This is a genomic window from Streptomyces sp. NPDC007905, assembly GCF_042959345.1.
In the GTDB taxonomy this organism is placed as follows: Bacteria; Actinomycetota; Actinomycetes; order Streptomycetales; family Streptomycetaceae; genus Streptomyces.
The window spans coordinates 1-26,118 of the sequence record NZ_JBIBKS010000035.1 but is presented as its reverse complement, the minus strand read 5'-3'; the positions used below and the strand labels follow the sequence as shown (position 1 = coordinate 26,118).

Annotated in this window: 20 protein-coding genes and 2 pseudogenes; 12 read left to right on the top strand and 10 right to left on the bottom strand. The window is 70.8% G+C overall.

Translation table 11 applies throughout. From position 1 onward, the window contains the following. Positions 1–5: 5 nt before the first annotated feature. Positions 6–1,486 (bottom strand): annotated as a pseudogene (locus tag ACFZDC_RS38000) (CehA/McbA family metallohydrolase). 137 nt (positions 1,487–1,623) lie between these two features. On the opposite strand from ACFZDC_RS38000, the gene ACFZDC_RS37995 reads away from it, so the two are divergent. The 3 genes from ACFZDC_RS37995 (at position 1,624) to ACFZDC_RS37985 (ending at position 5,848) form a co-directional block, all read left to right on the top strand. Continuing rightward, on the top strand, positions 1,624–2,481 hold the full coding sequence (locus ACFZDC_RS37995; RefSeq protein WP_391331147.1) for a TIGR03619 family F420-dependent LLM class oxidoreductase: 858 nt from the start codon (positions 1,624–1,626) through the stop codon (positions 2,479–2,481). Between the two features lie 158 nt (positions 2,482–2,639). Beyond that, on the top strand, positions 2,640–5,225 hold the full coding sequence (locus ACFZDC_RS37990) for a bifunctional FO biosynthesis protein CofGH (RefSeq protein WP_391331145.1): 2,586 nt from the start codon (positions 2,640–2,642) through the stop codon (positions 5,223–5,225). Between the two features lie 59 nt (positions 5,226–5,284). Continuing rightward, positions 5,285–5,848 (top strand): hypothetical protein, encoded by a 564-nt coding sequence (locus tag ACFZDC_RS37985; RefSeq protein WP_391331143.1) that lies wholly within the window; start codon positions 5,285–5,287, stop codon positions 5,846–5,848. Here ACFZDC_RS37985 and ACFZDC_RS37980 read toward each other — a convergent pair. After that, positions 5,841–6,374, bottom strand: a complete 534-nt coding sequence (locus ACFZDC_RS37980) for a DUF2165 family protein (protein WP_391331141.1) — start codon at positions 6,372–6,374, stop codon at positions 5,841–5,843. The two genes, ACFZDC_RS37985 and ACFZDC_RS37980, sit on opposite strands and share 8 nt — an antisense overlap. A gap of 86 nt (positions 6,375–6,460) precedes the next feature. Between ACFZDC_RS37980 and ACFZDC_RS37975 the strand changes: the two genes are divergently transcribed. After that, entirely contained in the window at positions 6,461–9,520 is a 3,060-nt protein-coding gene (locus ACFZDC_RS37975) for a tetratricopeptide repeat protein (RefSeq protein ID WP_391331139.1), read from the top strand. Here the strand turns inward: ACFZDC_RS37975 and ACFZDC_RS37970 are convergent. Together ACFZDC_RS37970 and ACFZDC_RS37965 are read right to left on the bottom strand one after the other, a co-directional pair. Beyond that, positions 9,508–9,681 (bottom strand): DUF397 domain-containing protein, encoded by a 174-nt coding sequence (locus ACFZDC_RS37970; RefSeq protein ID WP_391331137.1) that lies wholly within the window; start codon positions 9,679–9,681, stop codon positions 9,508–9,510. The genes ACFZDC_RS37975 and ACFZDC_RS37970 overlap by 13 nt on opposite strands. 11 nt (positions 9,682–9,692) lie before the next feature. Further along, positions 9,693–9,806 (bottom strand): annotated as a pseudogene (locus ACFZDC_RS37965) (transcriptional regulator); the annotation flags it as partial. A 399-nt stretch (positions 9,807–10,205) separates the two neighbouring features. On the opposite strand from ACFZDC_RS37965, the gene ACFZDC_RS37960 reads away from it, so the two are divergent. Next, positions 10,206–11,012, top strand: coding sequence for a helix-turn-helix domain-containing protein (locus ACFZDC_RS37960; protein ID WP_391331135.1), 807 nt, complete (start codon positions 10,206–10,208; stop codon positions 11,010–11,012). Positions 11,013–11,086: 74 nt separating this feature from the next. Beyond that, a complete protein-coding gene (locus ACFZDC_RS37955; RefSeq protein ID WP_391331133.1) occupies positions 11,087–11,434 on the top strand; it encodes a DUF6247 family protein in 348 nt (115 codons plus the stop codon). 111 nt (positions 11,435–11,545) lie between these two features. Here the strand turns inward: ACFZDC_RS37955 and ACFZDC_RS37950 are convergent, their stop codons facing one another. After that, on the bottom strand, positions 11,546–12,571 hold the full coding sequence (locus ACFZDC_RS37950) for an alpha/beta fold hydrolase (protein WP_391331131.1): 1,026 nt from the start codon (positions 12,569–12,571) through the stop codon (positions 11,546–11,548). Positions 12,572–12,675: 104 nt separating this feature from the next. Here ACFZDC_RS37950 and ACFZDC_RS37945 point away from each other — a divergent pair, with 104 nt between their 5' ends. Both ACFZDC_RS37945 and ACFZDC_RS37940 read left to right on the top strand, forming a co-directional pair. Continuing rightward, complete coding sequence (locus tag ACFZDC_RS37945; protein ID WP_391331129.1) at positions 12,676–13,416, top strand: TetR/AcrR family transcriptional regulator C-terminal domain-containing protein; 741 nt, start codon at positions 12,676–12,678, stop codon at positions 13,414–13,416. A gap of 95 nt (positions 13,417–13,511) precedes the next feature. After that, positions 13,512–14,630 (top strand): ADP-ribosylglycohydrolase family protein, encoded by a 1,119-nt coding sequence (locus ACFZDC_RS37940; protein WP_391331127.1) that lies wholly within the window; start codon positions 13,512–13,514, stop codon positions 14,628–14,630. Between the two features lie 8 nt (positions 14,631–14,638). Here ACFZDC_RS37940 and ACFZDC_RS37935 read toward each other — a convergent pair whose 3' ends face one another. Continuing rightward, a complete protein-coding gene (locus tag ACFZDC_RS37935; protein ID WP_391331125.1) occupies positions 14,639–16,210 on the bottom strand; it encodes a sodium:solute symporter family protein in 1,572 nt (523 codons plus the stop codon). A gap of 158 nt (positions 16,211–16,368) precedes the next feature. Continuing rightward, complete coding sequence (locus tag ACFZDC_RS37930; protein WP_391331123.1) at positions 16,369–17,154, bottom strand: SDR family oxidoreductase; 786 nt, start codon at positions 17,152–17,154, stop codon at positions 16,369–16,371. 87 nt (positions 17,155–17,241) lie between these two features. Between ACFZDC_RS37930 and ACFZDC_RS37925 the strand changes: the two genes are divergently transcribed. After that, positions 17,242–18,096, top strand: coding sequence for a hypothetical protein (locus ACFZDC_RS37925; protein WP_391331121.1), 855 nt, complete (start codon positions 17,242–17,244; stop codon positions 18,094–18,096). Positions 18,097–18,166: 70 nt separating this feature from the next. On the opposite strand, the gene ACFZDC_RS37920 is transcribed toward ACFZDC_RS37925, so the two are convergent. After that, a complete protein-coding gene (locus ACFZDC_RS37920) occupies positions 18,167–20,128 on the bottom strand; it encodes an MFS transporter (protein ID WP_391331119.1) in 1,962 nt (653 codons plus the stop codon). Between the two features lie 185 nt (positions 20,129–20,313). Next, a complete protein-coding gene (locus tag ACFZDC_RS37915; RefSeq protein WP_391331117.1) occupies positions 20,314–22,767 on the bottom strand; it encodes a D-alanyl-D-alanine carboxypeptidase in 2,454 nt (817 codons plus the stop codon). A gap of 181 nt (positions 22,768–22,948) precedes the next feature. On the opposite strand from ACFZDC_RS37915, the gene ACFZDC_RS37910 reads away from it, so the two are divergent. The 3 genes from ACFZDC_RS37910 to ACFZDC_RS37900 all read left to right on the top strand — a co-directional run bounded on the left by ACFZDC_RS37910 (position 22,949) and on the right by ACFZDC_RS37900 (position 25,184). Beyond that, a complete protein-coding gene (locus ACFZDC_RS37910; RefSeq protein ID WP_391331115.1) occupies positions 22,949–23,704 on the top strand; it encodes a GPP34 family phosphoprotein in 756 nt (251 codons plus the stop codon). Positions 23,705–23,943: 239 nt separating this feature from the next. Next, positions 23,944–24,801 carry a Scr1 family TA system antitoxin-like transcriptional regulator gene (locus tag ACFZDC_RS37905; RefSeq protein WP_391331113.1) on the top strand — a complete coding sequence of 286 codons (858 nt, stop codon included), beginning with the start codon at positions 23,944–23,946 and terminating at the stop codon, positions 24,799–24,801. Positions 24,802–24,992: 191 nt separating this feature from the next. After that, positions 24,993–25,184, top strand: coding sequence for a DUF397 domain-containing protein (locus ACFZDC_RS37900; protein ID WP_020940643.1), 192 nt, complete (start codon positions 24,993–24,995; stop codon positions 25,182–25,184). A 323-nt stretch (positions 25,185–25,507) separates the two neighbouring features. On the opposite strand, the gene ACFZDC_RS37895 is transcribed toward ACFZDC_RS37900, so the two are convergent. Then, positions 25,508–26,014, bottom strand: coding sequence for a glutathione peroxidase (locus tag ACFZDC_RS37895; RefSeq protein WP_391331111.1), 507 nt, complete (start codon positions 26,012–26,014; stop codon positions 25,508–25,510). Between the last annotated feature and the right edge of the window lie 104 nt (positions 26,015–26,118).

Genomic DNA, 26,118 nt, shown 5'->3' with positions numbered 1-26,118 from the left:
GCGTTTCAACGCGATGCGGCGGGAGTGGGCCGAGTGGGCGGCGGACCAGCTCGAACAGCCCCGAGGAACACCGGGTTGGTGAACGCGGCCATGGCTCCGGGTAGCGGGCCCAGTGCCGTCTCGTGCCGCAACTCCGCGCGCACGTAGGCGGCGTACGCCGGTGTCGTACGCCACTCGACCACGCCCGCGCCCGACACGGGCAGCGGATCGCTCGTGAGCAGCACGCCCTGGTCGGTGACGAACCGGACCGAGCAGCGCGGTGCGCCGGCGACCTCCAGGCGTACCGTCACCGGAATGTCGTCGGGGACCGCCAGCCGCTCACCGATTCCGGCCTGCCGGCCGTCCGCGCCGGTGGCGGTGAGGGCGAGGGTCACGTGCCGCGACTCGGCCACGTAGGAGCGGCCCGCGCGCAGGCCGTCCTGAATCGCCTCGCGGGTCAGGTCCTCCGCGAGGACGACCGTCTGGGGAAGGCCGATCGCGTCCGGGTCGCGGTGGGCGTCGCTGTCGCCCATCGCGGGCAGCCACGCCCGGTTCTCCCGCACGGACGCGACGAGCCGGGCGTCCCAGGCGGCCAGGGCGACCTCGTCGTCGGGCGTGTACGGCCCGTTCCACACCTCGACCGCGTCCGCCTCCCCGAACCCGAACTTCCAGGCGCACCCGACACAGGTGGCATGCGGATGGGCGGGTACGACCAGGCCGCCGGCCTCACGGATCCGGTGGGCGAAGCGGCCAAAGCGGCCGTCCCGGGCCCGGTAGCGCCAGTCGACGAAGGTGCCCGGCTCGGTTCCGAGGGCCAGCACGTGGCCGTTCCTGGTGGTGACCTCCTCGCCCAGCATGACCAGCAGGTCGTCGCCGGCCACAGCGGCCCAATGGGCGTGGGCGGACGTCGTGTTGTGCTCGGAGCTGTTGATGAAGTCCAGGCCGGCCGCGCGGGCCAGCGCCGCGATCTCGGCCGGGGTGCGGCGCCCGTCGGAGTGCCAGGAGTGCAGATGGCAGTCCCCCCGGTACCAGGCACGGCCCCGGCCGCGGGCGCGGTCGGGCGGGTACACCGGTGCGGGTGTCGTACCGGGGTCCCCTCGGGTGAGCGTGACCGTCAGCTCGTACGTCAGCCCCTGCGGCGCCACCGTGTAGGGGCCCAGCGCGATGTGCCAGGTGCCGGGACGCAGCGGGCCGGGGAGATAGCCGGGCGTCGCCTCGTCCGCCCGCACGAAGAACTCCGTACGGGCGCCGCCCGACCAGCCCCTGAAGCCCCGGCCGCCCAGCTCGATGCCGCGCTCGTCGAAGAGCCCGATGTCGAGGGCGTGCCCGGGGTGCCGGGCGGGACGGCGGGCCGGTCGTAGGTGTAGGAGACGCGCAACTCGCTGGTGCCGGGAGACACTTCGACGGGTACGTAGACATAGTCCGGGGAGCCCGGGGGCAGGGTGCCGCGCAGCGTCGTCACGCTTCCAACGTAAGCCGGTCGAGGGGCGCGGGACAGTGTCGATATGCGCCTCCGCCGCGTGGGCGCGACGAGCCACAACGAAACCCGCACCGGCCGGCGGCGGTCGACCAGCCCCCACGGGGCACCCCGAATCCCGACCGGTCGGTATCGACAGGGGCCGTCGCACCCGGTACAGATGACACATGCGTATCGCCGTCACGATCTTCCTCACCGACGAGACCGTCACCCCCACCGGGCTCGCGCGTGAGCTGGAGCGGCGCGGCTTCGCCGGGCTGTACCTGCCCGAGCACACCCACATCCCGGTGGAGCGGGCCACCCCGTACCCGGCGGGCGGCGAGCTGCCGCGCGAGTACGGCCGTACCCTCGACCCCTTCGTCGCGCTCGGGCAGGCCGCGGCCGTGACCGAGCGGCTGGGTCTCGGCACCGGGATCACGCTGGTCGCCCAGCACGATCCGATCGCCCTGGCCAAGCAGATCGCCACCCTCGACCATCTCTCCGGCGGCCGCTTCACCCTCGGGCTCGGCTTCGGCTGGAACGTCGAGGAGGCCGCCGACCACGGCGTCGAGTGGCGCGGCCGCCGGGAGCTGGTGCGGGACCGGATGGGCCTGATGCGGGCGCTGTGGTCCGAGGAACCGGTGGGCCACGAGGGCGAGTTCGGCGGCGTGCGGCCCAGCTTCGCCTTCCCCAAACCGGTGCGGAAGCCGCGCGGCCCGGTCGTCGGCCCCCGCACCCTCGTCGGCGGGGCGGCCGGTCCCAAGCTGTTCGCGCACATCGCGGAGTACGCCGACGGCTGGCTGCCGATCGGCGGACGCGGGCTCACCGAGTCGCTGCCGGTGCTGCGGTCCGTGTGGTCGGACGCCGGGCGCGACCCGGCCGCCCTCCAGGTGGTCCCGTACGCCGTCCACCCCACCCCCGGCAAACTCGCCCACTACGCCGAGCTGGGCATCGAGGAGACCGTCGTCCAACTGCCCTCGGCGGGGGAGGCGGAGGTCCTGCGGGTGCTGGACGAGTACGCCGTGTTCCTGCAGCCGAAGGCGTAGCCACGGCGAACCCGTCGGGCAGGCGAGGGCGCAAGCGCAGGCGTGGGGAGCTGCGCGCCACGCCCCCACGCCCCGCCACCCGACCACGCAGCGAACCCCCAGCAGACGGCCGAACCGGCGACGCCACACGGTGATCAGCCCGAACGTATGCTCAAGGGATGACGACTTCCGCGACCTCCGGAACCGGCCCCCCCGAGAACTCCATGCGTCGCGCCCTCAAACGTGCCCGGGACGGCGTCGCCCTCGACGTGGCCGAGGCGGCGGTGCTCCTCCAGGCCCGCGGCGAGGCCCTCACCGATCTCGCCGCGTCCGCCGCCCGGGTGCGGGACGCGGGCCTCCGGGCGGCGGGCAGGCCCGGAGTCATCACCTACTCGAAGAGCGTCTTCATCCCCCTCACCCGGCTGTGCCGGGACAAGTGCCACTACTGCACCTTCGTCACCGTCCCCGGCAAGCTGCGCCGGGCGGGCCACGGGATGTTCATGTCCCCCGACGAGGTGCTCGACATCGCCCGCAAGGGCGCCGCCCTCGGCTGCAAGGAAGCGCTGATCACCCTCGGCGACAAGCCCGAGGACCGCTGGCCGGAAGCGCGCGAGTGGCTGGACGCGCACGGCTACGACGACACCATCGCCTACGTCCGCGCCATCTCCATCCGCGTCCTGGAGGAGACGGGCCTGCTGCCCCACCTCAACCCGGGCGTGATGACCTGGACGGACTTCCAGCGGCTCAAGCCGGTGGCCCCCAGCATGGGCATGATGCTGGAGACCACGGCCACCCGGCTCTGGTCGGAGCCCGGCGGCCCCCACCACGGCTCCCCGGACAAGGAACCCGCCGTACGCCTGCGCGTCCTGGAGGACGCGGGCCGCTCCTCCGTCCCGTTCACCTCCGGCCTGCTGATCGGCATCGGCGAGACCTATGAGGAGCGCGCCGAGTCCCTCTTCGCCCTCCGCAAGGTCTCGCGGGCCTACCACGGCATCCAGGAACTGATCATCCAGAACTTCCGCGCCAAGCCGGACACGGCGATGCGCGGCATGCCGGACGCCGAACTGGACGACCTCGTGGCGACGGTGGCCGTGGCCCGGCACATCATGGGCCCGAGCGCCTGCCTCCAGGCCCCGCCGAACCTCGTCGATGCCGAGTACGAGCGGCTGATCGGCGCCGGCATCGACGACTGGGGCGGGGTGTCGCCCCTGACCATCGACCACGTCAACCCCGAACGCCCCTGGCCGCAGATCGAGGAGCTCACCGAGCGCTCCCGTGCCGCCGGTTTCGAGCTGCGCGAACGCCTCTGCGTCTACCCGGAGTTCGTCCGCCGCGGCGAACCGTGGCTGGACCCGCGGCTGCGCCCGCACGTGAGCGCGCTCGCCGACCCGGCAACCGGTCTCGCGCGTCCGGACGCGGTGGTCGAGGGCCACCCGTGGCAGGAGCCCGAGGAGGCGTTCGCGGCCACCGGCCGCACGGACCTCCACCACACCATCGACACCGAGGGCCGTACGTCCGACCGGCGCGACGACTTCGACGAGGTGTACGGCGACTGGGAGGCGCTGCGCGAGGCGGCGGCGCCCGGCATGGTGCCGGAGCGCATCGACACGGACGTACGGCAGGCCCTGCGCACGGCGGCCGACGACCCGACCCGACTGACCGACGCCGAGGCCCTGGCCCTCTTCCACGCCGACGGCGCGGCGCTGGACGCGCTGTGCCGGGTGGCGGACGACGTGCGCAAGACGGCCGTGGGCGACGACGTGACCTACATCGTCACGCGCAACATCAACTTCACCAACGTCTGCTACACCGGCTGCCGCTTCTGCGCCTTCGCGCAGCGCAGGACGGACGCCGACGCGTACACGCTGTCCCTGGAGCAGGTGGCGGACCGCGCCCAGCAGGCCTGGGAGGTGGGCGCGGTCGAGGTGTGCATGCAGGGGGGCATCCACCCCGACCTGCCCGGGACGGCGTACTTCGACATCGCGAAGGCGGTCAAGGAGCGCGTCCCCGGCATGCACGTCCACGCCTTCTCGCCCATGGAGGTGGTGAACGGCGCGACCAGGACGGGGATGTCCGTCCGCGAGTGGCTCTCCGCCGCCAAGGAGGCCGGTCTGGACACCATCCCCGGTACGGCGGCGGAGATCCTGGACGACGAGGTCCGCTGGGTGCTGACCAAGGGCAAGCTGCCTACGGCGACGTGGACCGAGGTCGTGACGACGGCCCACGAGCTGGGCATCCGGTCCTCCTCCACGATGATGTACGGCCACGTGGACCAGCCCCGCCACTGGCTCGGCCACCTGCGCACGCTGGCCGGGATCCAGCAGCGGACGGGTGGCTTCACGGAGTTCGTGACGCTCCCCTTCATCCACACCAACGCCCCGGTGTACCTGGCGGGCATCGCACGCCCCGGCCCCTCGGCTCGGGACAACAGGGCGGTGACGGCGATGGCACGGCTGCTCCTGCACCCCTACATCCCCAACATCCAGACAAGCTGGGTCAAATTGGGCGCCGAGGGCGCGGCGGAGATGCTCCGCTCCGGGGCGAACGACCTGGGCGGCACGCTGATGGAGGAGACGATCTCCCGCATGGCGGGCTCCTCGTACGGCTCGTACAAGTCGATCAGGGACCTGGTGGCGGTGGCGGAGGCGGCCGGCCGCCCGGCGAAGCCCCGTACGACCCTGTACGGCGAGGTGCCCGAGGAACGCCGGCGGGTCGCGGAGGCCTCGGACGGACACCTGCCCGACCTGCTGCCGGTCCTGGACTGAGTACGATGATCCGACCCCAGATCCGAGTGGGGGACCCGTAGCGGAGGAGATGCGTACCCGTGCCTGCCCGACTGCCCTCATGGGCCTGGGTCTCCGGTCTGACGGCGGGGGCGACCGCGGTCGTCGTCGCCCTTGCCCTACAGGCGGGCCACGGGCCGCATCCCACCGGCGCGACGGCCAAGCCCAGCCCGAAGCCGTCGACGGGTGCGCACGGTTCCGCGACGCCGAAGCCGTCGACGGTCCCCGCGCTGCCGGACCGGTCGGGCACGGGCCGCCGGATCGTCTACTCCCTCGGCGGCAAGCGCGTGTGGCTGGTCGACGCGACCGGCAAGGCCGGCCGCACCTTCACGGTGTGGCCGGGCACGGTGAGCCCGCAGCCCGGCCGCTACTCGGTCATCAAGCGCGCCGAGGCCCTCAAGGGTTCGGACGGCGTCCAGATCGAGCATGTCATGTACTTCACGGTGACATCCGGTGTGAACATAGCCTTCTCGAACGCCGTCGACGGCTCCTCGCCGCCGCCCACGAACGACCTGAGGACGGGCGGCATCCGCGTCCACAAGGACGACGGAGCCGCGCTGTGGGCCTTCGGCGACCTGAACACCAAGGTGGCCGTGGTCAAGTAGCGTCCCGCTGCCCGCCCGGCAACTGGTTGACGATCAGCGCCACCCCGCTGAGCAGGAACACCCGGGTCGCCGCGTCCAGCCCATTCCAGGTCTTCGACTGCCACATGGCGAACCACTCCCCGCCGATGGCGATGAACCCGGCGCCGAAGAGCAGGACGAGCATCAGCAGCCCGTAGGTGGAGAACCGCCGTGCCCGGCCGAAGTCCCGCCGCGCCCAGAGCCAGGTCCCCCGGACGAGGACGAGGGCCGCGACGGTCTCCCACACGATGATCGCGACGTACGCGGTGTCCTGAAGCGCGGTGCTGGTGATCGCCCGCCACATCAGATCGTCGTCCTTGAAGGTCGTGTCCATCGCGAGAACGTGCCGCACGAACTGCTGGTTCGTCCCGAAGTCGGTGATGTTCCCGAGGGCGACCAGGGCGATGTACAGGGCGAGTATCCCGGTGAGGACACCGGCGGCCAGCGGGAGGGCGGTGCCAGAGGTGCGGCTGGTGGGAGTGGTGGCTGCGGTGGGGGTGGTGGTCATGGCTGGATTCTCCCCGACGAACGCCGCCTTCTCCCATGCGCATTGAGTCAGAATGAAGAGACGGACGTCGGGGGAAGGGCGTACGGATGGCGCAGGCACGGCCGTCGATGCAGGAGCTGATCGGACGGCGGAGGAGGGCGGGTTTCGTCGGCCGCAGCGACGAACGAGCGGCGTTCCGCGAGAACCTCGACCTTCCGCCCGAGGACGAACGCCACCGCTTCCTCTTCCATATCCACGGCAACGCGGGTGTCGGAAAGACGTACCTGGTCAGGGAGTTGGAGCAGATCGCGCGGGAGCGCGGGGCGCTGACGGCGTACGTCGACGAGGGCGTGGGGAGCGTGCCGGAGGCGATGGCCGCGCTCTGCCACCAACTCGCCCAGCAGGGCCATCGTTTGAAGAGACTCGAGGAGGCGCTCGTCGCCCACCGGGAGCGGCGGCACGAGGCCGAGGCCGAGGTGGCGACCTTGGAGCCCGCTCTCGACGGCCCCTCCGCACTGACCACGACGGCGGTACGGCTGGGCATGGCGGGCGTGGGCGCACTGGTCCCGGGCGCCGGCGCCTTCGTGGGAGCGATGGACGCCGGCCAACTGGCGGAAGGAGCGGCGCGTTTGAAGGCGCGACTCAGCGCACGCTTCCGCGATCAGGAGGACGTGCAGCTGGTGCTGTCCCCCGAGCGGGTGCTGACTCCGAAACTGCTGGACGAACTGTCCGCGGTCACCTCCTCGGTCTCCTGGCTGGTCCTGCTGTTCGACACCTACGAGCGCACCGGCCCCCTGCTCGACGGCTGGCTGCACGAGCTGATGACCACCGACCGTTACGGCGCCCTGCCCGCCAACGTCATCGTCGTCACCGCCGGCCAGCGCTCCTTCGACACCGCCCGCTGGGGTGGCTTCGTGGACTTCATGACCGACCTGCCGCTCGGCCCGTTCACGGAGGCGGAGGCGCGGGGGCTGCTGGCGGACCGGGGCGTCGTGGCGGAGCCGGTGGTGGAGGAGGTGCTCCGCCTCACCGGCGGCCTGCCCGTCCTCGTCTCCACCCTCGCCGAGGCCCGCCCGGCCGACCCGGACGACGTGGGCGACCCGAGCGCCACGGCGGTGGAACGGTTTCTGAAGTGGGAGCCCGATCCGGTGCGGCGGTCGGTGGCTCTGGCCTGCGCGCTGCCCCGGCGACTGGACGCCGATGTGTTCCGGGCGGTCGTGGACTGCCCGGAGGCCGAAGCCGAGGCCCTGTACGACTGGCTGCGCGGGATGCCGTTCGTCGGCGAGCGGGGCGACCGGGTGCAGTACCACGACGTCGTACGGGCGCCGATGCTGCGGTTGCAGCGCAGGCGGTCACCCCGGCGGTGGACGCAACGGCATGGGCGGCTGGCGGAGACCTTCGGGAGGTGGCGGGAGGAGCGGCAGGACGGTCTCGCCGATCCCTGGGCGGACGAGGCGTGGCGGGAACTGCGGCTGGCCGAGGCGTACCACCGGCTGTGCGCGGGGGAGCGGACCGCGCTGCCGGTCGTGCTCGGAGGCGTGGTGCGAGCCTGCGGCTGGCGCGAGGAGGAGGCCCGCCGCTGGGCCCGGATGCTGGTGGAGGCCGGAACGGACACCCAGGCCGAGGAGGTGATCCGCTGGGGCAGAGACCTGCTGCGGGCCCTTCAGGCCCCGACCGCCGCCCAGGCACTGACCCTGCTGCTCGACCACGCCGGCCTCGACGCCACGTCCCGGGCCATCGCCCATGCCGCCCGCGGCCACGTCTTCCGGGTGGGTGACGACTACGAGCGCGCTGTGTCCGAGTACGGACGGGCCGTCGCCCTCGACCCCGACCTTGTCTTCGCCTACGCCGGCCGGGCTGCCGTCCGCGCCGAGCTGCGGGACTTCGAAGGCGCCGTCACGGACCTGGACCGGGTGCTCGTCCTGGATCCCGACAACGCCCGCCATCTCGCTGCCCGTGGCGATCACCTCCGGATGTGTGGACACCAAGACGCCGCCCTGCGGGATCTGACCCGGGCGATCGAACTCGACCCGACGCTGCGGAGTGCCTGGGCCACGCGCGGAGCCGTCCACCGCGCGATCGGCGACCACGACCTCGCGCTGGCTGACCTGGACCGGGCACTGGAGATCGACCCGGACTTCGTCTGGGCCCTGGTCGTCCGGGCCCGGGTACGACGGTCGCGCGGCGAACGCGAGCTACAGCTCGCCGATCTCGATCGCGCCGTGGCCCTCGCCCCGGAGGCGCCCTGGACGTTGTGCGAACGGGGCGACGCGCTCAGCGCCGTGGGCCGCGAGGAGGAGGCGCTCGCCGACTACCAGCGGGCCATCGGCCTGGACGATGCGTACGCGTCGGTGTATGCCAGCCGGGGCGCCCTGCACGGCAAACACGGCCGCGATGAGGAGTCACTGGCCGACCTGGACCGTGCGTTGAGCCTCGCACCGCATTACCCCTGGGCGCTGGTGCATCGCTCCAAGGCCCACCGCCGCCGGGGCGCGTACGACAAGGCGCTCGCCGACTCCTACCGCGCGGTGGAGTTGGATCCCGAGAGCGCGTGGGCCCTGGCGAACAAGATCCAGACCGATATGAGGGTCGGCCGGCTGGAACAGGCACGGGTGGACCTGGAGCGGTACGTCACGCTGGCCGGCGATCTCGCCTGGGCGAACCGGCAGTCGGCCCGTGTGCACCTATGGAGCGGCCGGTTCGAGAAAGCGCTGGCCGACGCGGACACGGCCGCGACACGATCCGCCGTACACCTGCTCATGGGGAACTGGACCCTCGCCCGGCGGTCGGCCGAACAGCAGCGGGTGGTCGACGAGCCCTGGGGCCTGTGGAACCTGGCCCTGGCGGTGAGCGGGGAAGAGGGCGCGCACGCCGCCCGTCCGCTGTGGACGAGGCTGGCCCACGCGGCACGGCAGCCGGACGCCTACCCTCCGTGGGCGCACGCCTTCATGGAGGCCACGATCAGCGCGGCTCTTGAGGCCTGGGCCGCACTGGACACATGGCTTCACCGCGCGCTGGCCGGGTACGACTGGCCCAACCTCGCGACTCTGGCCAACTGCCTGGACCTCCTGCTGCACAGCCCCGGCAGCGACCGGGCGAGGCTCACACCCCGCCTGGCGAGGACGGTCGCGGCCCGCGACGCGATCCGGGCGCGTTACGCGCAGTGAGCGGCGAAGTCCAGGAATTCCGTCCAGGTGGCTTCAGTGACGGCGAGTTGGGCGCCGTTCTCGTTCTTGGAGTCGCGGATGTGGATGGTGGCGGGGGTTATGGCTACCTCGACACATTCCGGGCCGTCGTTGCCGCTGTAGCTGCTCTTGAACCAAGCCAACGTGGAGGGGCTCATGCTGTTTCTCCCAGAACTCTCTCGATGAACGCCAGCGACTCCCGAGGCGAGAGGGCCTGCGCTCGGATCATTCCATAGCGCATCTTCAGGATCTGAACTTCCTTCGGGTCCCAGCGCCCTGGGCGACCGGGTCCCGCGTCTCCCGGACCCGGTGACCGAGGACGCGGAGACGGGCCGGGGTTTACGGATCGTGTCGGCGTACGCGGACCGCTGGGGCGTGGCCGAGGCACCGGCCGGCGCGCGGTCTGGGCGGAACTCGTACCGGGTCGCGGCGGGGCGTGACCCGGCGGCTCCCGACCCCAAAAGACCAAAGAACCGGGGAAAGAACCGAACCCTCCCCCACCGCCCCCGTCGATCACTCGCCGGAGTGAATATGCCCAACGCAACTGGCGCGGCGGGGCAGTTGTGGTGCAGCGTCAGCGACAACAACCCGCAGACATGCATCGGCCCTCGCCGGGACTGCCATCCCAGTGCGAGGGCCTGATCACCGAGGAAGAAGAGGCTTCCCGATGACTGACAAGCAGCGTAACGCGCCCGCGCGTCCGAAGACCCGGCATTCCTCCGGCGTCACCCACGTGAACGAACCGCACCACGACAATTTCACCGTTGTCGGCAACCACCTCGCCCAGCACCCTGAGCTGTCCCTGGTGGCCATCGGCCTGGCGCTGCACATCCAGTCGCTGCCCGAGGGCACACCGATCGGCATCAAGACGCTGGCGGCGAAGTTCCCCGAGGGCGAGATCCGGATCGCGGCGGCCCTGCGCGAGCTGGAGGAACACGGATACCTCGCGCGCCCCAGGGAGCGTCTTCAATCGGGACAAGTGACGACCCGGACGATCTCGTTCAACAAGCCGAGGCTCGCGGTGGCCGCAGCGGCCCCGGTCCCGGTCCCGGCCCCGGTCCCGGTCCCGGAACCCGAGCCCGCGGCGCGGCCGAAGGCTCCCGCGCCACCCCGGGCGGCCGCTGATCTGCTCGCCGGTCTGCGCGCCCACGACTCGCGGCTGCTCCTCACCGAACGGGACGTACACCGCCTGGCCCCGGCCGTCACCGAGTGGCTGGAGCGAGGCGTGCCGCCCACGGCCGTCACCCGTACCCTCACGACGGACCTGCCCCAGGACCCGATCAAGCACCCGGCGGCCTTCCTGGAACACCGCCTCACCAGTCGACTGCCACCCCACCTTCCCGCCCCGGCTCCCGACTCGGTACGGCACCGCCCATCCCCACTCCATACCTGTGACGGGTGCGAGCGAGCCTTCCGCGCCCCTCACCCGGGCCGGTGCCGCGATTGTCGTGTCTCATCCGTGGCCGTGGCATGAGCGTCGGCTCTCCGGCGTACTGCCGAGTGCACCGGTACCGTACGAGGACCGAGCCACCCGCCCCGGAGGTCACCGTGAGCGCCCAGACCGACGGCCCGTGCGGACCGCTGATCCCCATGCCCGAGCTGACGCCGGGCGCCTTGCGGGCGGCGGTCGCGCGTATCGCTCCGAGTCGGGTCCCGGCCCTGACGCAGCACCTCTTCGAAGCCACGACCAACGCTCAGCAGACCCAGAGCCTCGCGCCGTTGCGAGCCTTCGTACACTCCTGGGCCGTTTTCGTGGCCGTTGAACGGCGCCCAGAACGCGCGGTCCGCCTGCGAGAACTGGAGCGCATCGTGGATGCGGGGGAGCAGGACCCGGCAGCGGCCATTGCGGAGATCCGCGCGATCCGCGAGGCGGCCGAGGCGGAGGCCGGGCTGTGACGGACTGGGCTTGGGACTACAACCCGAGTGCGGCTTCCTCGCCGTAACCCGCCACGAGTGTGTCTCCGTCGGCAACGTCACGTGGTACGGCTGAACCCGCCCTGATGCCCTTCAGCGTCCCACCGCCTCCCCCGTCACCACCGGCCGCACCTTGCTCAGCATCAGGTCCAGGAACTGGTCGGGGTGGCGGAAGGACGCGAAGTGGCTGGCGTCGCGGATCAGGGCGAAGTCCTTTACGGGGGCCGTCACTTCCTCGTAGAAGCGGTGGGCCGGTTCCGGTGGGGTCAGGACGTCGCTGTCGCCCTGGAAGAGGAAGAACGGGAGGCGGAAGGTAGTGCCCTCGGCGTACTCGTCGATGGACATCGCCTGCGGGCCCAGCTGTTCGGAGAAGGTCATGCCCTTCAGGTAGGCGCGCAGACCGCGCAGGCTGTGGAACGGGGAGAACCAGAGCGAGCGGATGACGACCGTCTTCAACGTGTCGTAGGTCAGCGGATCGGTGGTGACCACGATCTTCGCGTGCTCCGACCACTCGTGCGCGGACCAGGCCGTCCGGTCCGGGCCCATCGCCGACACCTTCGCCAGCTCCTTCTTCTTGCCCGCCTTCTCCAGCCGGGCCAGCAGCGCCTCGTACGACGAGGTGTCGCGGCCGCCCCCGAGGATGTTCTGGTCGGTGCCGACGTACGCCGAGTACAGCTCGGGGTGGTTGCGGGCCAGGCGGAGCCCGGTGACCGTGCCGAAGCTGTTGGCGACGAGGAGGAGCCTGGAGACGCCCAGGCGCCCGCGGATGTGATGCGTCACTTCCAGGGCGTCGCGGTAGAGGCGGTCGAGGGTCATCTCGCCCTGGCCGGCCGGGCCCCCGGCGGCGAAGGTCCTGCCCGCGCCCCGCATGTCCCAGCGGACGATCGTGAAGTGCCGCTCCCAGGCGCGGGTGCGCGGGGTGAAGACCAGGTTGGAGGCGCCTGGTCCGCCGTGGACCTCCAGGATCACGGGGTTCGACAGGTCCTCGCCGCGTATGGAGATCCACTGGTCGATGCCGCCGATGCGGACGTACGACGACTCGTCGATGCCGTTCGGGGTGGTGATGCGCAGCTTCTTCGTGTGCGAGCGCCGTTTGAGGGCCCGGTAGGTGAGCAGCATGAGTGTTCCCCCTAAACTGTTTATGTCGTCAGCAGTTGCGTTTACGGTATATACAGTTGGTGGGCGGAGTCAACGGGCTTCGCCGGGTCGAGGGGAGGAGCCGCATGGCCGCCCGGAACAAGGGGCAGGACGAACCGCGGGACGCGCGGGCGAGCCTCGCGCTGCTGTGGGGCGAGCAGGAGCAGCCCACCCGTGGGCCCAAGCCGAAGCTGTCCCCGCGGCGGATCGCCGCGGCCGCCGCCGAACTGGCCGACGCGGAGGGGCTGGACGCGGTGTCGATGAGCAAGGTGGCGGGCGAGTTCGGGGTCTCGGCCATGGCGCTGTACCGGTACGTCCCCGGCAAGGGCGAGCTCGTCGAGCTGATGGTGGAAGAGGTGCTCGCCGAGGCTCCCGACCTGTCGGGCGTACCGGAGGGGGACTGGCGGGCGGCCGTGCGGGAGTGGACCCGGCAGTGCGCACACGTCTACGCGGCCCACCCCTGGCTGCTCACCGCCACCGCCATGCGCCGCCAGATCATGGGCCCCCGGCAGCTGCGCTGGCTGGACGCGGCGCTCGCCGCCCTGGAGCCGACCGGACTGGGCGGCGCCCAGCGGCACCAGATCTTCCTGCTCCTCGTCGGCCTCGTCCGCAACCTCGCCCAGCAGCGGCGCGACCACGACGAGGCGGACGAGCGGGAGTGGAACCGGCTCACCGGCGAACTGCTCGCCCGGCACGCCGACCGTTTCCCGGCCCTCACCAAGGCCGTGGCCGAGGGAGCCTTCGACCCGGCCGGCATCGACCCGCTCGACTTCGGCCTGGACCGGATCCTGGACGGAGTCGAAGCGCTCATAGCTGTGCGGGAATGACCCGACGGGGCCGATTTGCCCCCGTGAACCGACCGTCCCGGGTCGATTACAGTGCTCAGCGTCGTACGTACGGACGGTGCCATGAGGAGGTCTGGGTGGGTGCGACATCCGGTGCCGTCTGGGGCCGCGCCGAGCAGCAGGACTTCCGCAGCCGGGTGCGCGGCACCCTGCTCGGCGTGGCCGTCGGGGACGCGCTCGGCGGACCTGCCGACGCGCTCGCCCTGGACGAGATCCGCTCTGCCTACGGCCCGGAGGGGCTGCTCGACCTGGCCTTCGGGCACGGGCGGCGCGGTACGGTCACGCACCACACCCAGCTCACCCTCTTCACCGTGGACGGGCTGATCCGCGCCCAGGTGCGCCGCGACACCGGCGCCTGGCATCCGCCGACCGATCTGCACCGCGCGTATCTGCGGTGGGCGGCCACCCAGCGGGACTGGGGGCCCGACGAGCGCCGCAAGGACGACGGGTGGCTGGCGCGGGAGGAATGGCTGTACGCCCGTCGTGAGCCGAGCAGGGCGCTGCTCACCGGGCTCGGCGACGAGACCATGGGCACGCTGGAGACCCCGAAGAACCCCGGTGAGCTGGGCCCGGAGGCCGTTGCCCGCTCGGCTCCCTTCGGCCTCCTGGTCGGCTGGGAACCCCAACTCGTCGTCCAGCTCGCCGTGGAGTGCGCCGCCCAGACCCACGGACACCCCATCGCCTACCTCTCGGCGGGCGCGTACGCCGTCATCGTGCACGCCCTCGCCCGCGGGGAGAGCCTGGACGGCGCCGTGCAGCGGGCCCTCGCCCTGCTCGCCACCCGCCCCGGCAACCAGCCCGTCGCCGACGCCCTGCAGCACGCGCTCGGCGCGGTACGGCAGGGCCTGCCCGGGCCGACCCGGGTGGAGGAGCTGGCCGGCGACGGCACGGCGGACGGGCTGCTGGCCGCGTCCGTTTACTGCGCGCTGGTGGGCGAGGACGTACGGCACGGGCTGTGCCTCGCGGTGAACCAGAGCGGCCCCTCGGCGGCGGCCGGCGCCCTGACCGGCGGCCTCCTCGGCGCCCTGCACGGCGAAACGGCCCTCCCGCCGGCCTGGCTCGCGGAGTTGGAGGGGCGGCCGACGATTCTGGAACTGGCCGACGACTTTGCCATGGAGATGACCCAGGGGCCCGCCCTGCACGGGCCCGCCGGGTCCTCTCCGGGGTGGCTGGCGAGGTATCCGAGGGGCGGATAGCCGCCGCGTCAGTCCTTGACCGGAGTACCGACCATGCCGTCTCCCGCGCCGGCGGGCGTCGGCACCGCCGCCGTCGCCGCGTCGCCGTCCGTGTTGACCCGTTCGATGATCGCCAGGCGGTCCGGGGTGTCCTCCGGCTTGAGGTAGCCGATGAGGATGTACAGGACCAGGGAGACGGCCAGCGGGACCGAGACCTGGTACTGGAGCGGGACTCCGCCGTCGACGTTCCAGTTGATCGGGTAGTTGACCAGCCAGAAGGCCAGCAGGCCCATCGCCCAGCTGGTGAGCGCGGCCGTCGGGCCGGAGCGGCGGAACCGGCGGAGCAGACCCAGCATCATCGGGATCGCGATCGGGCCCATCAGACCGGCGACCCACTTGATCACGACGGTGATGATGTCCTTGAAGGTGGGGGAGTTGACCTGCGTCGCCACCGCCATGGACAGGCCGAGGAAGACGACCGTGGTCACCCGGGCCGCGATGAGGCCGGAGCGCCGGCCCCACGCCCGGGCCCGCGCCGACAGCACCGGTGCGACGTCCCGGGTGAAGACGGCCGAGATCGCGTTGGCGTCGGAGGAGCACATGGCCATGGTGTGGGAGAAGAAGCCGACGATGACCAGGCCCAGCAGGCCGTGCGGCAGGAGCTGTTCGGTCATCAGGCCGTAGGAGTCGGAGCCGTCCGGCTTCTGGGCGTGGACCAGGAGCGGTGACATCCACATCGGGAAGAAGAGGACGACCGGCCAGATGAGCCAGAGCGCCGCGGACAGGCGGGCCGAGCGGGTGGCCTCCTGGGCGCTGCCCGTCGCCATGTAGCGCTGGGCCTGGTTGAGCATGCCGCCGTTGTACTCGAACAGCTTGATGAAGAGGAAGGCGAGCAGGAAGACAGTGCCGTAGGGGCCCACCAGGGGCTTGTCGTGGTTGTGCAGGGCGGGCTGGTCCCAGGCGTCGAAGAAGCCGATGCCCTTGTCGTTCAGCTTCAGTACGACCGCGATGAACATCGAGACGCCGGCCAGCAACTGGATGATGAACTGCCCCAGTTCGGTCAGCGCGTCCGCCCACAGGCCGCCGATCGTGCAGTAGATGGCGGTGATCGCACCGGTGATGAGGATGCCCTGGTTGAGCGAAAGCCCGGTGAAGACGGACAGCAGCGTCGCGATCGCGGCCCACTTCGCGCCCACGTCCACGATCTTCAGCAGCATGCCGGACCAGGCCAGGGCCTGCTGCGTCTGCAGGTTGTAACGGTTCTTCAGGTACTCGAGCGGGGAGGCCACGTGCAGCCGGGACCGCAGCCGGTTGATGCGCGGCGCGAACAGCTTCGAGCCGATGGCGATCCCGAGCGCGATCGGGAAGGACCAGGTGATGAAGGAGGTGACGCCGTAGGTGTAGGCGATCCCGGCGTACCCCGTGAACATCACCGCGCTGTAGCCCGACATGTGGTGCGAGATACCGGACAGCCACCAGGGCATCTTGCCCCCGGCCGTGAAGAAGTCGCTGACGTTGTCCACGCGCTTGTGCGACCAGACGCCGATCGCGACCATCACTCCGAAATAGCCGATCAGCACGGCCCAGTCGAGACCGTTCATGTGTCCCCTTCCAGGGTTCGCAGCCAGGGTCAGGCATGTGAACTCTGGTTTCGACCGTGTACGCGCGCAAGGAAGGGGGAGGTCAAGAGCGAGCAAAGATGTTCGTTGTGATGACCTTGGTTCATGTATATGAATGAACGGATGGGCCCCTCGCGGCCTCAGCGCATCAGCTCACCCGCGTTGACCAGCAACGACTGTCCCGTGATGGACCTTGCCCGGTCCGAGGCCAGGAACACCGCCGCGTCGGCCACGTCCCCGTCCGTCGCCAGCTCCGGCAACGCCGTCCGCTCCGTCAGCCGCCCCAGCACCTCCGCTTCGGGCACCCCCTCGCTGTGTGCGGTGAACTGCACGTAGGCCTGGACCGGCGGGCCCCACATCCAGCCCGGCAGCACCGTGTTGACCCGGATCCGGTACGGCCCCAGCTCCCGCGCCAGCGAGTACATCGCGCTGGTCAGCGCCCCCTTCGAGGCGGCGTACGCGGCCTGCTTCACCTGTGAGGGGGCGGCGACGGCCGACTGCGTCCCGATGAACACCACCGCGCCGCCACCCCTCTTCAGCTCCGGCAGGCACGCCCGTGTCATCCGCAGCGTTCCCAGCAGGTTCACGTCGATGACCGACTGCCAGGTGGCGAAGTCGGCGTCCTCGACCCCGCCGAAGTACGAGTCCCAGGCCGCCACGTGCACCACGGCGTGGAGCCCTCCGAACCGCTCCCGGGCCAGCGCGGCCAGCGCCCCGCACTGCCCCTCGTCGGTGATGTCCGTCGCCCGGTACGCCGTGTGCCGGCCGTCCGGACCGATCTCGGCCGCGCTCTTGGCGAGGTTCGCCTCGGTGCGCGCCCCCAGCACCGCGTTCCCGCCGTCCCGCACGACGGCCGCGGCGACCTGATGGCCGAGCCCGGCCCCCACCCCCGAGACGACGACGGTCTTGCCTGCGAGCAGCGACATCGCGACCTCCAGCTGTCCTGGCTCTGGCGCATCACCTGACGGAGCGTCAGAGTATGGGCGAGCGCAGGAGGACGGAAGGGGAGCGACATGCCGCAGGAGACCGGCACCCGCAGCGAGACGTACGCCGAACTGGCCGCCGTGGGGCCGTACGGCGTGCACCCCGGCCATGCCCTGATCACCATGGTGGAGCCGCACCCCGGTCACGAGTACGCCTACAACCGCTGGTACGAGGACGACCACTACTACGCCGGTGCCATGGCCATGCCCTGGATGTACGCCGGCCGTCGCTGGGTCGCCACCCGCGACCTGCAGCTCCTGCGCTACCCGGAGAAGTCGGCCGTCGCCCGGCCCGTCACCGCCGGCTGCTACATCTCCACGTACTGGATCACCGACGGCCGCTACGACGACCACATGAAGTGGACCGTCGCCATCAACAAACGCCTCAACCGCGACGCCCGCGTCCACCACGCCCGCACCCACGTCTTCACGGCCTTCCAGGACCACGAGACGACGGTCTACCGGGACGGCGCGGCGGGCCCTCGCGACTTCCACGCCCTCGACCACCCGTACCCGGGGCTGGTGGTGGAGGTGATCGACGCGGAGTCGGCGGAGCAGCGGGCCGAGCTGGTGGAGTGGTTGCGCACCCGCCATCTGCCCCGCCGCCTCGCGGGTTCCCCGTCCGCCATGGTGATGGTCTTCCGGCCCACGCCGCTGCCCGGCGACCGCATGACCTACGTCAAGCAGGTCGAGGGCGTGGACACCCGGCTGACCCTGCTGTGGTTCCTGGAGACGGACCCGAGGCAGTGCTGGGCGGAGCACTTCACGGCTCTCGACGAACAGGTGACGGAGGCGGGCCTGGGCAGGGTGGAGCTGGTGGCCCCGTTCATACCGACCATTCCCGGCACGGACCGCTACGTCGCTGAGCTGCGAGGAAGCGCGTAGAGCCGCTCGGCCGACGGAGTCGTGGGGGCGAGTGGGAAGCGGGGCGCCGGGGGCGGCGCCCCCGGCACGGTCACTTCAGCTCGTCCGGGCAGGGCGTACCGCGGGGCAGCTGGTAAGGCGCCGCCAACCGATACGTCCCCGCCTTCGGCGCGAGCAGCATCGTCCACTTGTCGCCCTTCGCGTCCTCCGGCGTCTCCATCAGGCACCCGTTGACGTTGGCGTACCTCTTCGGCATGCCCTCGGCCCGGTGCTTGGACGCCTCCGTCTCCTGCGGCGGCTTCAGGCTCTTGCCCTCGGCGTCGACGATGCTCAGCCACGGCGAGTACGGGATCTTGATGAGGATGCGCCCGGGCTTGCGCACCTGCAGCGTCATCTCGCCCTGCTCGGCCCGGTCCACCACCGCGTTGGGCTCGGCGAGCGGCGCCGGGTCGGTCACCTTGAACAGCTGCCAGTTGGCGTCGCCCCAGACCTGCTTCAGGTACGGCATCCCGCGCCGCAGGAGCGCCCGCTCGCGCTGACCGCCGTCCCCGTCGGGATTGTCCTTCGGCAGCACGACGAAGTGCACGGCCCAGCGCTGCAGCCACTCGTGGTAGTTCGCCGAGTTGAGCGTGTCGTCGTAGAAGAGCGGATTGCGCTCCATGTCGGCCTGCCGGTTCCAGCCGCGGGCCAGGTTGACGTACGGCGCGAGCGCGGAGGCCTCGCGGTGGGAGCGCGCCGGGACGACCTCGACCCTGCCCTTCTCCGCGCCGACGTTCTGGAGCTGGTTGACCAGCGGGGCCAGCTGACGGGCCCAGGACGCGGCCGGGGTCGTGTGCATGATGTCGTCGACCGACTTGAAGCCGATCCAGCCGACGCTGCCCAGGAAGGCCAGCACGGTCAGGTACCACTTGCGCGAGCGCGGCACGGTGAACGGCAGCGCGGTGAGCAGCGTCACCCCCGCGAACAGCATCGGCAGCCGCGAGATGTTCGAGCCGATCTGCGAACTGATCAGCCACACCAGGACGACGCCGAGGCTGTAGACGGCGGCCGTCAGCCGTACGGTCTTCCACTCCTTGGGCACGAGGAACAGGCACAGCAGGCCGTACAGCAGGGGGAGTATCACCGAGCCGATCGTCATCGGCTGGGTGCCGGAGAACGGGAACAGCCACGCCGAGACGGCGACCACCGCCGAGGGCGCGAGCCCCAGCGCCCACGCGCCCGGCCGCCGCTTCTGCAGGAACAGCGCGGCCGCGACCAGGCCCACGAACAGCCCCGCGACCGGCGACGACATCGTGGCGAGCGCGGCCAGCGGGGCGGCGACCAGCGCCTTCGCCCACCGTTTGTACCGCCACCGGTGGGGCCAGCAGAAGACCGCCGCGACCGCGCCGAGCGCGAACAAGGTGCCGAGCCCGAAGGTCACCCGGCCCGACACCGCGTTGCATATCAGGGCGAAGACCCCGGCGAGCGCGGCCCACAGCGGGTTCCTCACCGCCCGGCTGCGGATCAGGACCAGCGTCAGCAGGCCCGCCGAGACCGTACCGGCGATCATCATCGTCGTACGGACGCCGAGGACCGACATCAGATACGGCGACACCACGCTGTACGACACCGGGTGCATGCCGCCGTACCAGGCGAGGTTGTACGCGGAGTCCGGGTGCCGGCCGACGAACTCCGCCCAGGCGTCCTGGGCCGCGAGGTCGCCGCCGCTGTTCGCGAAGGTGAAGAACCAGATGATGTGCAGGGCACCCGCGAGGGCGGTGACGGACAGCACGGGGTGCAGCAGGAGCCGTTGCCGGAGGGGCTCGGCGGCGCCGAGGAGACGGGCGAGCCGGCCTGGGCGTGCTTCGGTACGGCCGTTCGTGTGACCGTCCGCACGGCTGTCCGTGTGGCTGTCCGGGCGGCCGGGCGCGTGGCTGTCCGTACGGCTGTCCGCGTGGCTGTCCGGGCGGTCCTGGTGATGACCGTCCGTGTCAGCCGCGGACAGGCGTATTCGCGGGCCGGATCCCGGGTCCGGATCGGCGTCGTCGGCGCGTGTCGGCTCGGTTGTGGCCACCTGAAGGCACTCCCCGTGTCCCGTCTTCTGTTCTCGGCCGTGTTCCTCGATGTTCCCGGCCGCTTCCCGTACAGTTCGCGGCCCCGTCCCGTGACCGGTTACCTGCCCCGTTTCGTGACGCTAGCACGCACCCCGCCGCGAGGCCTGATCGACGGGGTGCGGTCGTGCTGAACCGGGGGTGGGGATCAGCCGAGGCGGGTCAGCTTGTCCGTGAAGCCGGGTTCGGTCAGGTCCTTCCGCAGGGCCACCGGCACCTTCACCGCACCGGCCGAACCATCACCCACGGTGAGCGTGCCGACCTGGGTGCCGGCCTTCGCGGTGTGCGGTACGGCGTCGGAGGCGAAGGACAGCTTCACCTTGAGACCGGCCCAGCCCGCGGCCGTGACGTCCTTCGTGGCCACGACCGGCGTACGGTTGCCGAGCCCGTCGTCGACGTACCCGACGACATCGCCCTTCTTCAGGATCGTCGCCGACTTCAGCGCGCCCTGGGCGGCCCGGATCAGCTTGTCGCCCGCGTCCAGGACCCCGCTGATGATCGTGTTGTCGAAGCCACCGGCGGGCTGGCGCATCACGGCACCGATGATGGTGCGCGTCTCGCCGCCGACCTGCTGCTTCGCCGCGAAGACGAGGTTGCCGAGGGCGGAGGTGGTGGTGCCGGTCTTGATGCCGACGACGTTGTTGTGTCCGACCAGCCGGTTGTAGTTGGAGTGGTTCGCACCCTTGTAGTCGTCGTACGACATCATCGCCGCGACCTCGCGGAAGGCGGGGCTGAGCATCGCCGCCTTGGCCAGCTTCACCTGGTCAACGGCCGTGCTGACCGTCGAGTTCGTCAGGCCCGAGGGGTCGGTGTACTTGGTGTTGACCATGCCGAGGTTCCTGGCGGCGGCGTTCATCCTGGTCACGAACGCCTTCTCCGAACCCGCGTCCCAGCGGGCGAGCAGCCGGGCCACGTTGTTGGCGGAGGGCAGGAGGATGGCCTCCAGGGCCTCGCGCTCGGAGATGCGGTCGCCGGCGGTGACGGGGACGGTGGACTCCTGGCCGGCGTCCGACTGCTCCTCGGCCGCCTTGTCAATCTTGATCTTCGGGCCGGCCTCGCCGCTCTTGAGCGGGTGGTCGCGCAGGATGACGTACGCCGTCATGACCTTCGCGACGCTCGCGATCGGTACGGGCTTCTGGGTGCCGGAGGAACCGAAGGTGCCGATGCCCTGGACGTCGAGGGCGGCCTCGCCCGACCCCGGCCAGGGGATGTCGGCCTTGGCTCCGTCGAAGGTGTAGGTGTCCTTCGCGGTGAGGTCGAGGGTGGGCGGGGGGAGGGGACGGAAAGCCTGTACGACCGCGAAGACGATCGCCAGGAGGAGGACCAGGGGGGTCCAGATCTTGACCCGGCGGACGAGCGTGCGGACCGGGGTCTCCGGGGGCGGAGGCGTGTTCGTCAGCTCGGCCAGCAGGTCCAGCGGGGGCTTGGGCGGGAGGGGCTGCTGGGTGGTGCGCTCCGGGCCCACCTGGGGGACGAGAGACGTGACGTCGGACTTCAGCGCGACGAACTTGCTGGTGCGCTCGGCCTCGGACTCGGGGGTCTTGGGCTTCGTCCCGAGCTTGAGCATGGTGGTCGGCTGGTCGACTTCGGGCTTCTTCGGGCGTACGGCCTTGAAAGCGGTGGTCGGCTGGTCGATCGCCCGCGGTGCCTTGGGGGTTTCGGCGGCAGGCTCGGCTTCGCCTTCGGTGTCGCTCTCGTTCCCACCCGCACCGCCCGTGCGGCTTTCGTCGTCGGCTGGTGGCCCCTGCGGGGCGTCCTCACCGTCACCGTCGGCGGCCGCGGCCTTCGAGTCGTCGTCTTCGTCCTCGGCGTCGTCTTCGGCTTCGGTGTCGTCTTCGTCCTCGGCGTCGTCTTCGCCTTCGGCCTCGTCCGACTCCGCCGCCGTCTCCGAGTTCGGCTCAGCCTCCGACGTCGAGTCAGTTCTTGCGTCCGCCTTGGCTTCCGCGTCGGCGACCGCGTCCTCGACCTCGTCCGACTCGGTGGTGTCGGCTTTCGGGTCCGCGTCTGCGTCCTCGTCCGACTCGGACTCCGTGTCGGCCTTCGCGTCCACGTCGGTCTCGCGCTTCTCCTCCGAGGGCTCCTCCGGCTCGGCGTCCGCGGTGGTCTCGGTGTCCTTGACGTCCTCGACTTCCGCGGCGTCCTTGACGCCCCTGGCGCTCCTCGCGTCCTCGGCGTCCTCGGCCTCCGCAGCGTCCTCGGACTCGGCCTTGTTCTCGGCCTCTTCGGACTTCTCCGATGCCTTTGCAGTCGCGTCGGCTTCGGGTTCAGGCTTCTTCGTGTCGCCGGCCGAGCGGACCCATGCCGAGACGGCCTCGCGGAGGTCGGCGTCCTCGTCCTTGGCGGGAGACTTGGATTCGGGGGTCTCGGCGGTCTCCGGGGCCTCGGGATCCTCGGAGGCGGCCGCGGTCTTCACGTCCCGGACCGAGAGAACTTTCGTCGCGGTGTCCACCGTGCCGTCCGAGGAATCCTTTTCGCGGGACACCGTGAGTCGCGGATCCCGAGCCGCGGGAACCGTACCCGCGCTCCCCGACGTCGGTTCCGCCGACGACTCGTGCTGCTTCGACCTGTCGGGGGACTCGCCCGCCACCGATGCCTCCTCCATGCGCCGCACGCACACGCGCGCGCCCTGTCCGAACCATGTACCAGTGTCCTGTGTGGGGGCTTGGCCCCTGTGGTAGACGAGAACGACATATCTACCGGTTCCCTTACGAACCGGTCACGCACTCTCGACAGACCAATGTGAGAGGGGTCACCCTGTCATTCATCCACGCGGGGAGGCATGGATGGGCAGGAGCCGCAGAACACTTCCGGAAGAGCTTCTGTTGCTGGCACTGGACCCGGCCACGGGTACCACTGCACAGCCGCAGTCGCTCGACCTCGGTCTGGCCGGAGCACAGCTAGTGGAGCTGGCGCTGGCCGGACGGATAGCCCCAGACGGGGATCGTATCGCCGTGGTGGCACCACGGCCGACAGGAGATCCGACTCTGGACTGCGCGTTGGAGTTGCTGCGAAGGCGTGGCGCTCCGGTACGCGCCGTCCACTGGATCGGCGGGCCACGACTGGGGCTCCGCCAGACCTACCTCTCGCATCTGGAGCGGTGCGGCATGGTCGCCGCCGTAGCGGGCCAGATGTGCGGGGTGTTGCCGACGACGCGGTACCAGGCGACGGACACCGCCATCAGCCGGGAGATCCGAGCTCGGCTGGATTCCGCGATCCGCACCGGCGTCCCGCCGGACCCGCGGACCGCGGCGCTCGCCGCCCTGGCCCACGCCGTCGGACTCGGCAAGCACCTGTATCCGGGGAACGAGGGGCGCTCCTCACGTTCCCGGCTGCGGGACCTGATCCGGCACGACCCCATGGGCGGGCTGGTCGCGCATGCCGTGATGGACGTGCAGAACGGCGCGGCGGCCCAGCCGCGGCGCGGTCCGGCCGCGGCCGGCCGCCCGGCGGGGCCCGGAGCCAGGGCCGTGGCGGAACCCGCACGCGGGGTTCCGATGCAGCCGCGCCACGGGTCCATGGCACGCGCCGTGGCCCACTGATCCACCGCCAGACCACAAGACCCGGTACGGGAGCCGCTGGTTCGAGCGGGGTGGTGAGACCCTTGTGGTCCCACCACCCCGCTCGACCGCGTCCGGACCCGTGAATCCGTGTCCGAACTGACGCGTACGCGCCGCATATCCACCGTTTGCCAGCGGTAGTAAGCACCTTGGTGGCAGTCTGCTCAGCAGCAGATACGGAAAGTGTTAGGTACAGGCAGGCAGCCGGAGGTGCACGTCACGTGGCGTCCAATGTCAATCCCACCGTCAGGCGACGCCGCCTGGGCCAGGAGCTGCGCAGGCTCCGTGAGCTCAAGGGCATGACGGCCGAAGAGGTGGCGGAGCGGCTGCTCGTGTCGCAGTCGAAGATCAGTCGGCTGGAGAACGGCCGCAGGAGCATCAGTCAGCGCGATGTGCGCGACCTGTGCGGGGTCTACGAGGTCGAGGACCAGCGGATCGTCGACTCGCTGATGGAGATGGCCCGGGACTCGCGGCAGCAGGGCTGGTGGCACACGTTCGGGGACATCCCGTACAGCGTGTACATCGGCCTGGAGACCGACGCGGAGTCGCTGCGGGTGTACGAACCCCAGCTGGTGACGGGTCTCCTGCAGACCCGCGCCTACGCGGAGGCCCTGGTGCAGGGCGCCTTGCCGGAGACCTCCACGGCGGAGATCGAGAAGCGCGTGCAGGTGCGTATGCGCCGACAGGAACGTATCACCGCCGAGGCCAACCCCCTGCGGCTGTGGGTGGTGCTGGACGAGGCGGCGCTGCGCCGGGTCGTGGGGAGCCGGCTGGTGATGCGCGAGCAGCTGGAGCACCTGATCGAGATGTCCCAGCTGCCGCACGTCACCGTGCAGATCCTGCCCTTCGAGGTGGGCGCCCACCCGGGGCTCAACGGCCAGTACGCCATCCTGGAGTTCACCGACGCGGCCGACTCGAGCGTGGTCTACCTAGAGGGCGTCACCAGCGACCTGTACCTGGAGAAGGCGCAGGACGTGCAGAAGTACGCCGTGATGTACGAGCATCTGCGGGCACAGTCCCTCAATGTGGAGCAATCCCGGCAATACATCTCGGATGTGGCGAAAACGTACGCCGATTGAGCCCTGTGCCACAAGAAGTGCCGGATCGTACACCGTGGTTGCGCTTACGCGGAAGGCCCACTTGGAATATGCCATCCGCTTGAGTGAACGGCTACTCCGGCGGAGGCGGTTGCCCGGTAGCGTCGATCACGCCAATCAGACGACAAGGTTGGCGTGAACCGCACCACCAGCAACTCGCAACAGGAGTGGACATGGCACTGATTCAGGGCGCTTCGGAGACGTGGATGAAGTCTTCTTATTCCGCGGGCAACGGCGCCTGCGTCGAGGTCAAGTCGCCCACCACCGCGGAACTCGCCGTTCGCGACTCCAAGGTCCACGAGGGCCCCGTCCTGGCCTTCCCCGCCGATGCGTGGAACGCCTTCGTGGCCTCGGTCAAGGCGTAGGGGGTCCATCCCTGACCCTCCCCCGTAGACACGTTCGACGACAACCGCACAAGCACCAGCCCAGAGCCCTCTCGACCAGTCGCCGTCCTTGCCGAGGGGGCTCGGCCATGCCCGGCCTCGCGGGTGAGGTCGGGCGACCTGAAGGGGCACGGGGGACTGCGCGACCAGCCACATCAAACCCGCAGCAGCCACCCCAGATCATTCCCCCGAGTTCCTGGGCGTCCGGCCGCGATCCCTCCGCGATGTCATCCTCCGTCACCGGGCGGTCCTTCCCGCCCGGTGACGCACACGCTCGCCCCTGCCCCTGGGGCAAGGTCAACCGGTCAGGCCAGCTGCCCCTCGATCGCCGCGACGACCTCCGCGGACTCCGGCTCGGTCTGCGGCGAGAAGCGCGCGACGACCTGCCCGTCCCGGCCGATCAGGAACTTCTCGAAGTTCCAGCGGATGTCCCCGCTGTGCCCCTCGGCGTCGGCGAAGCCCACCAGACGCTCGTACAGGGCGTGCCGGCCCTCCCCGTTCACCTCGACCTTCTCGGTCAGCGGGAAGGTCACGCCATACGTCGCCGAGCAGAACTCGGCGATCTCCTCGGCGGTGCCGGGCTCCTGTCCCAGGAACTGGTTGCAGGGCACCCCGAGGACGGTGAAGCCCTGCTCGGCGTACCGCTCCTGCAGCCGCTCGAGACCCGAGTACTGGGGGGTCAGGCCGCACTTGGAGGCCACGTTCACGATGAGCACGGTCTTGCCGGCGTAACCCGCCAGGTCGGCGGAGCCGCCCTTGAGGGCCCCGATCTCGACGTCGAGCACGGAGCCGGTGTGGTCAGTAGTCGTCATGAGCGGATGCTAGTAGGGCTCCGTTAGGTCTGTCTCGCGGTCCTGTTTGGGGGCATGTTGGGGGTGTGGATGCACATGAAGTGAACCGTGCTCGGGCGAAGTTG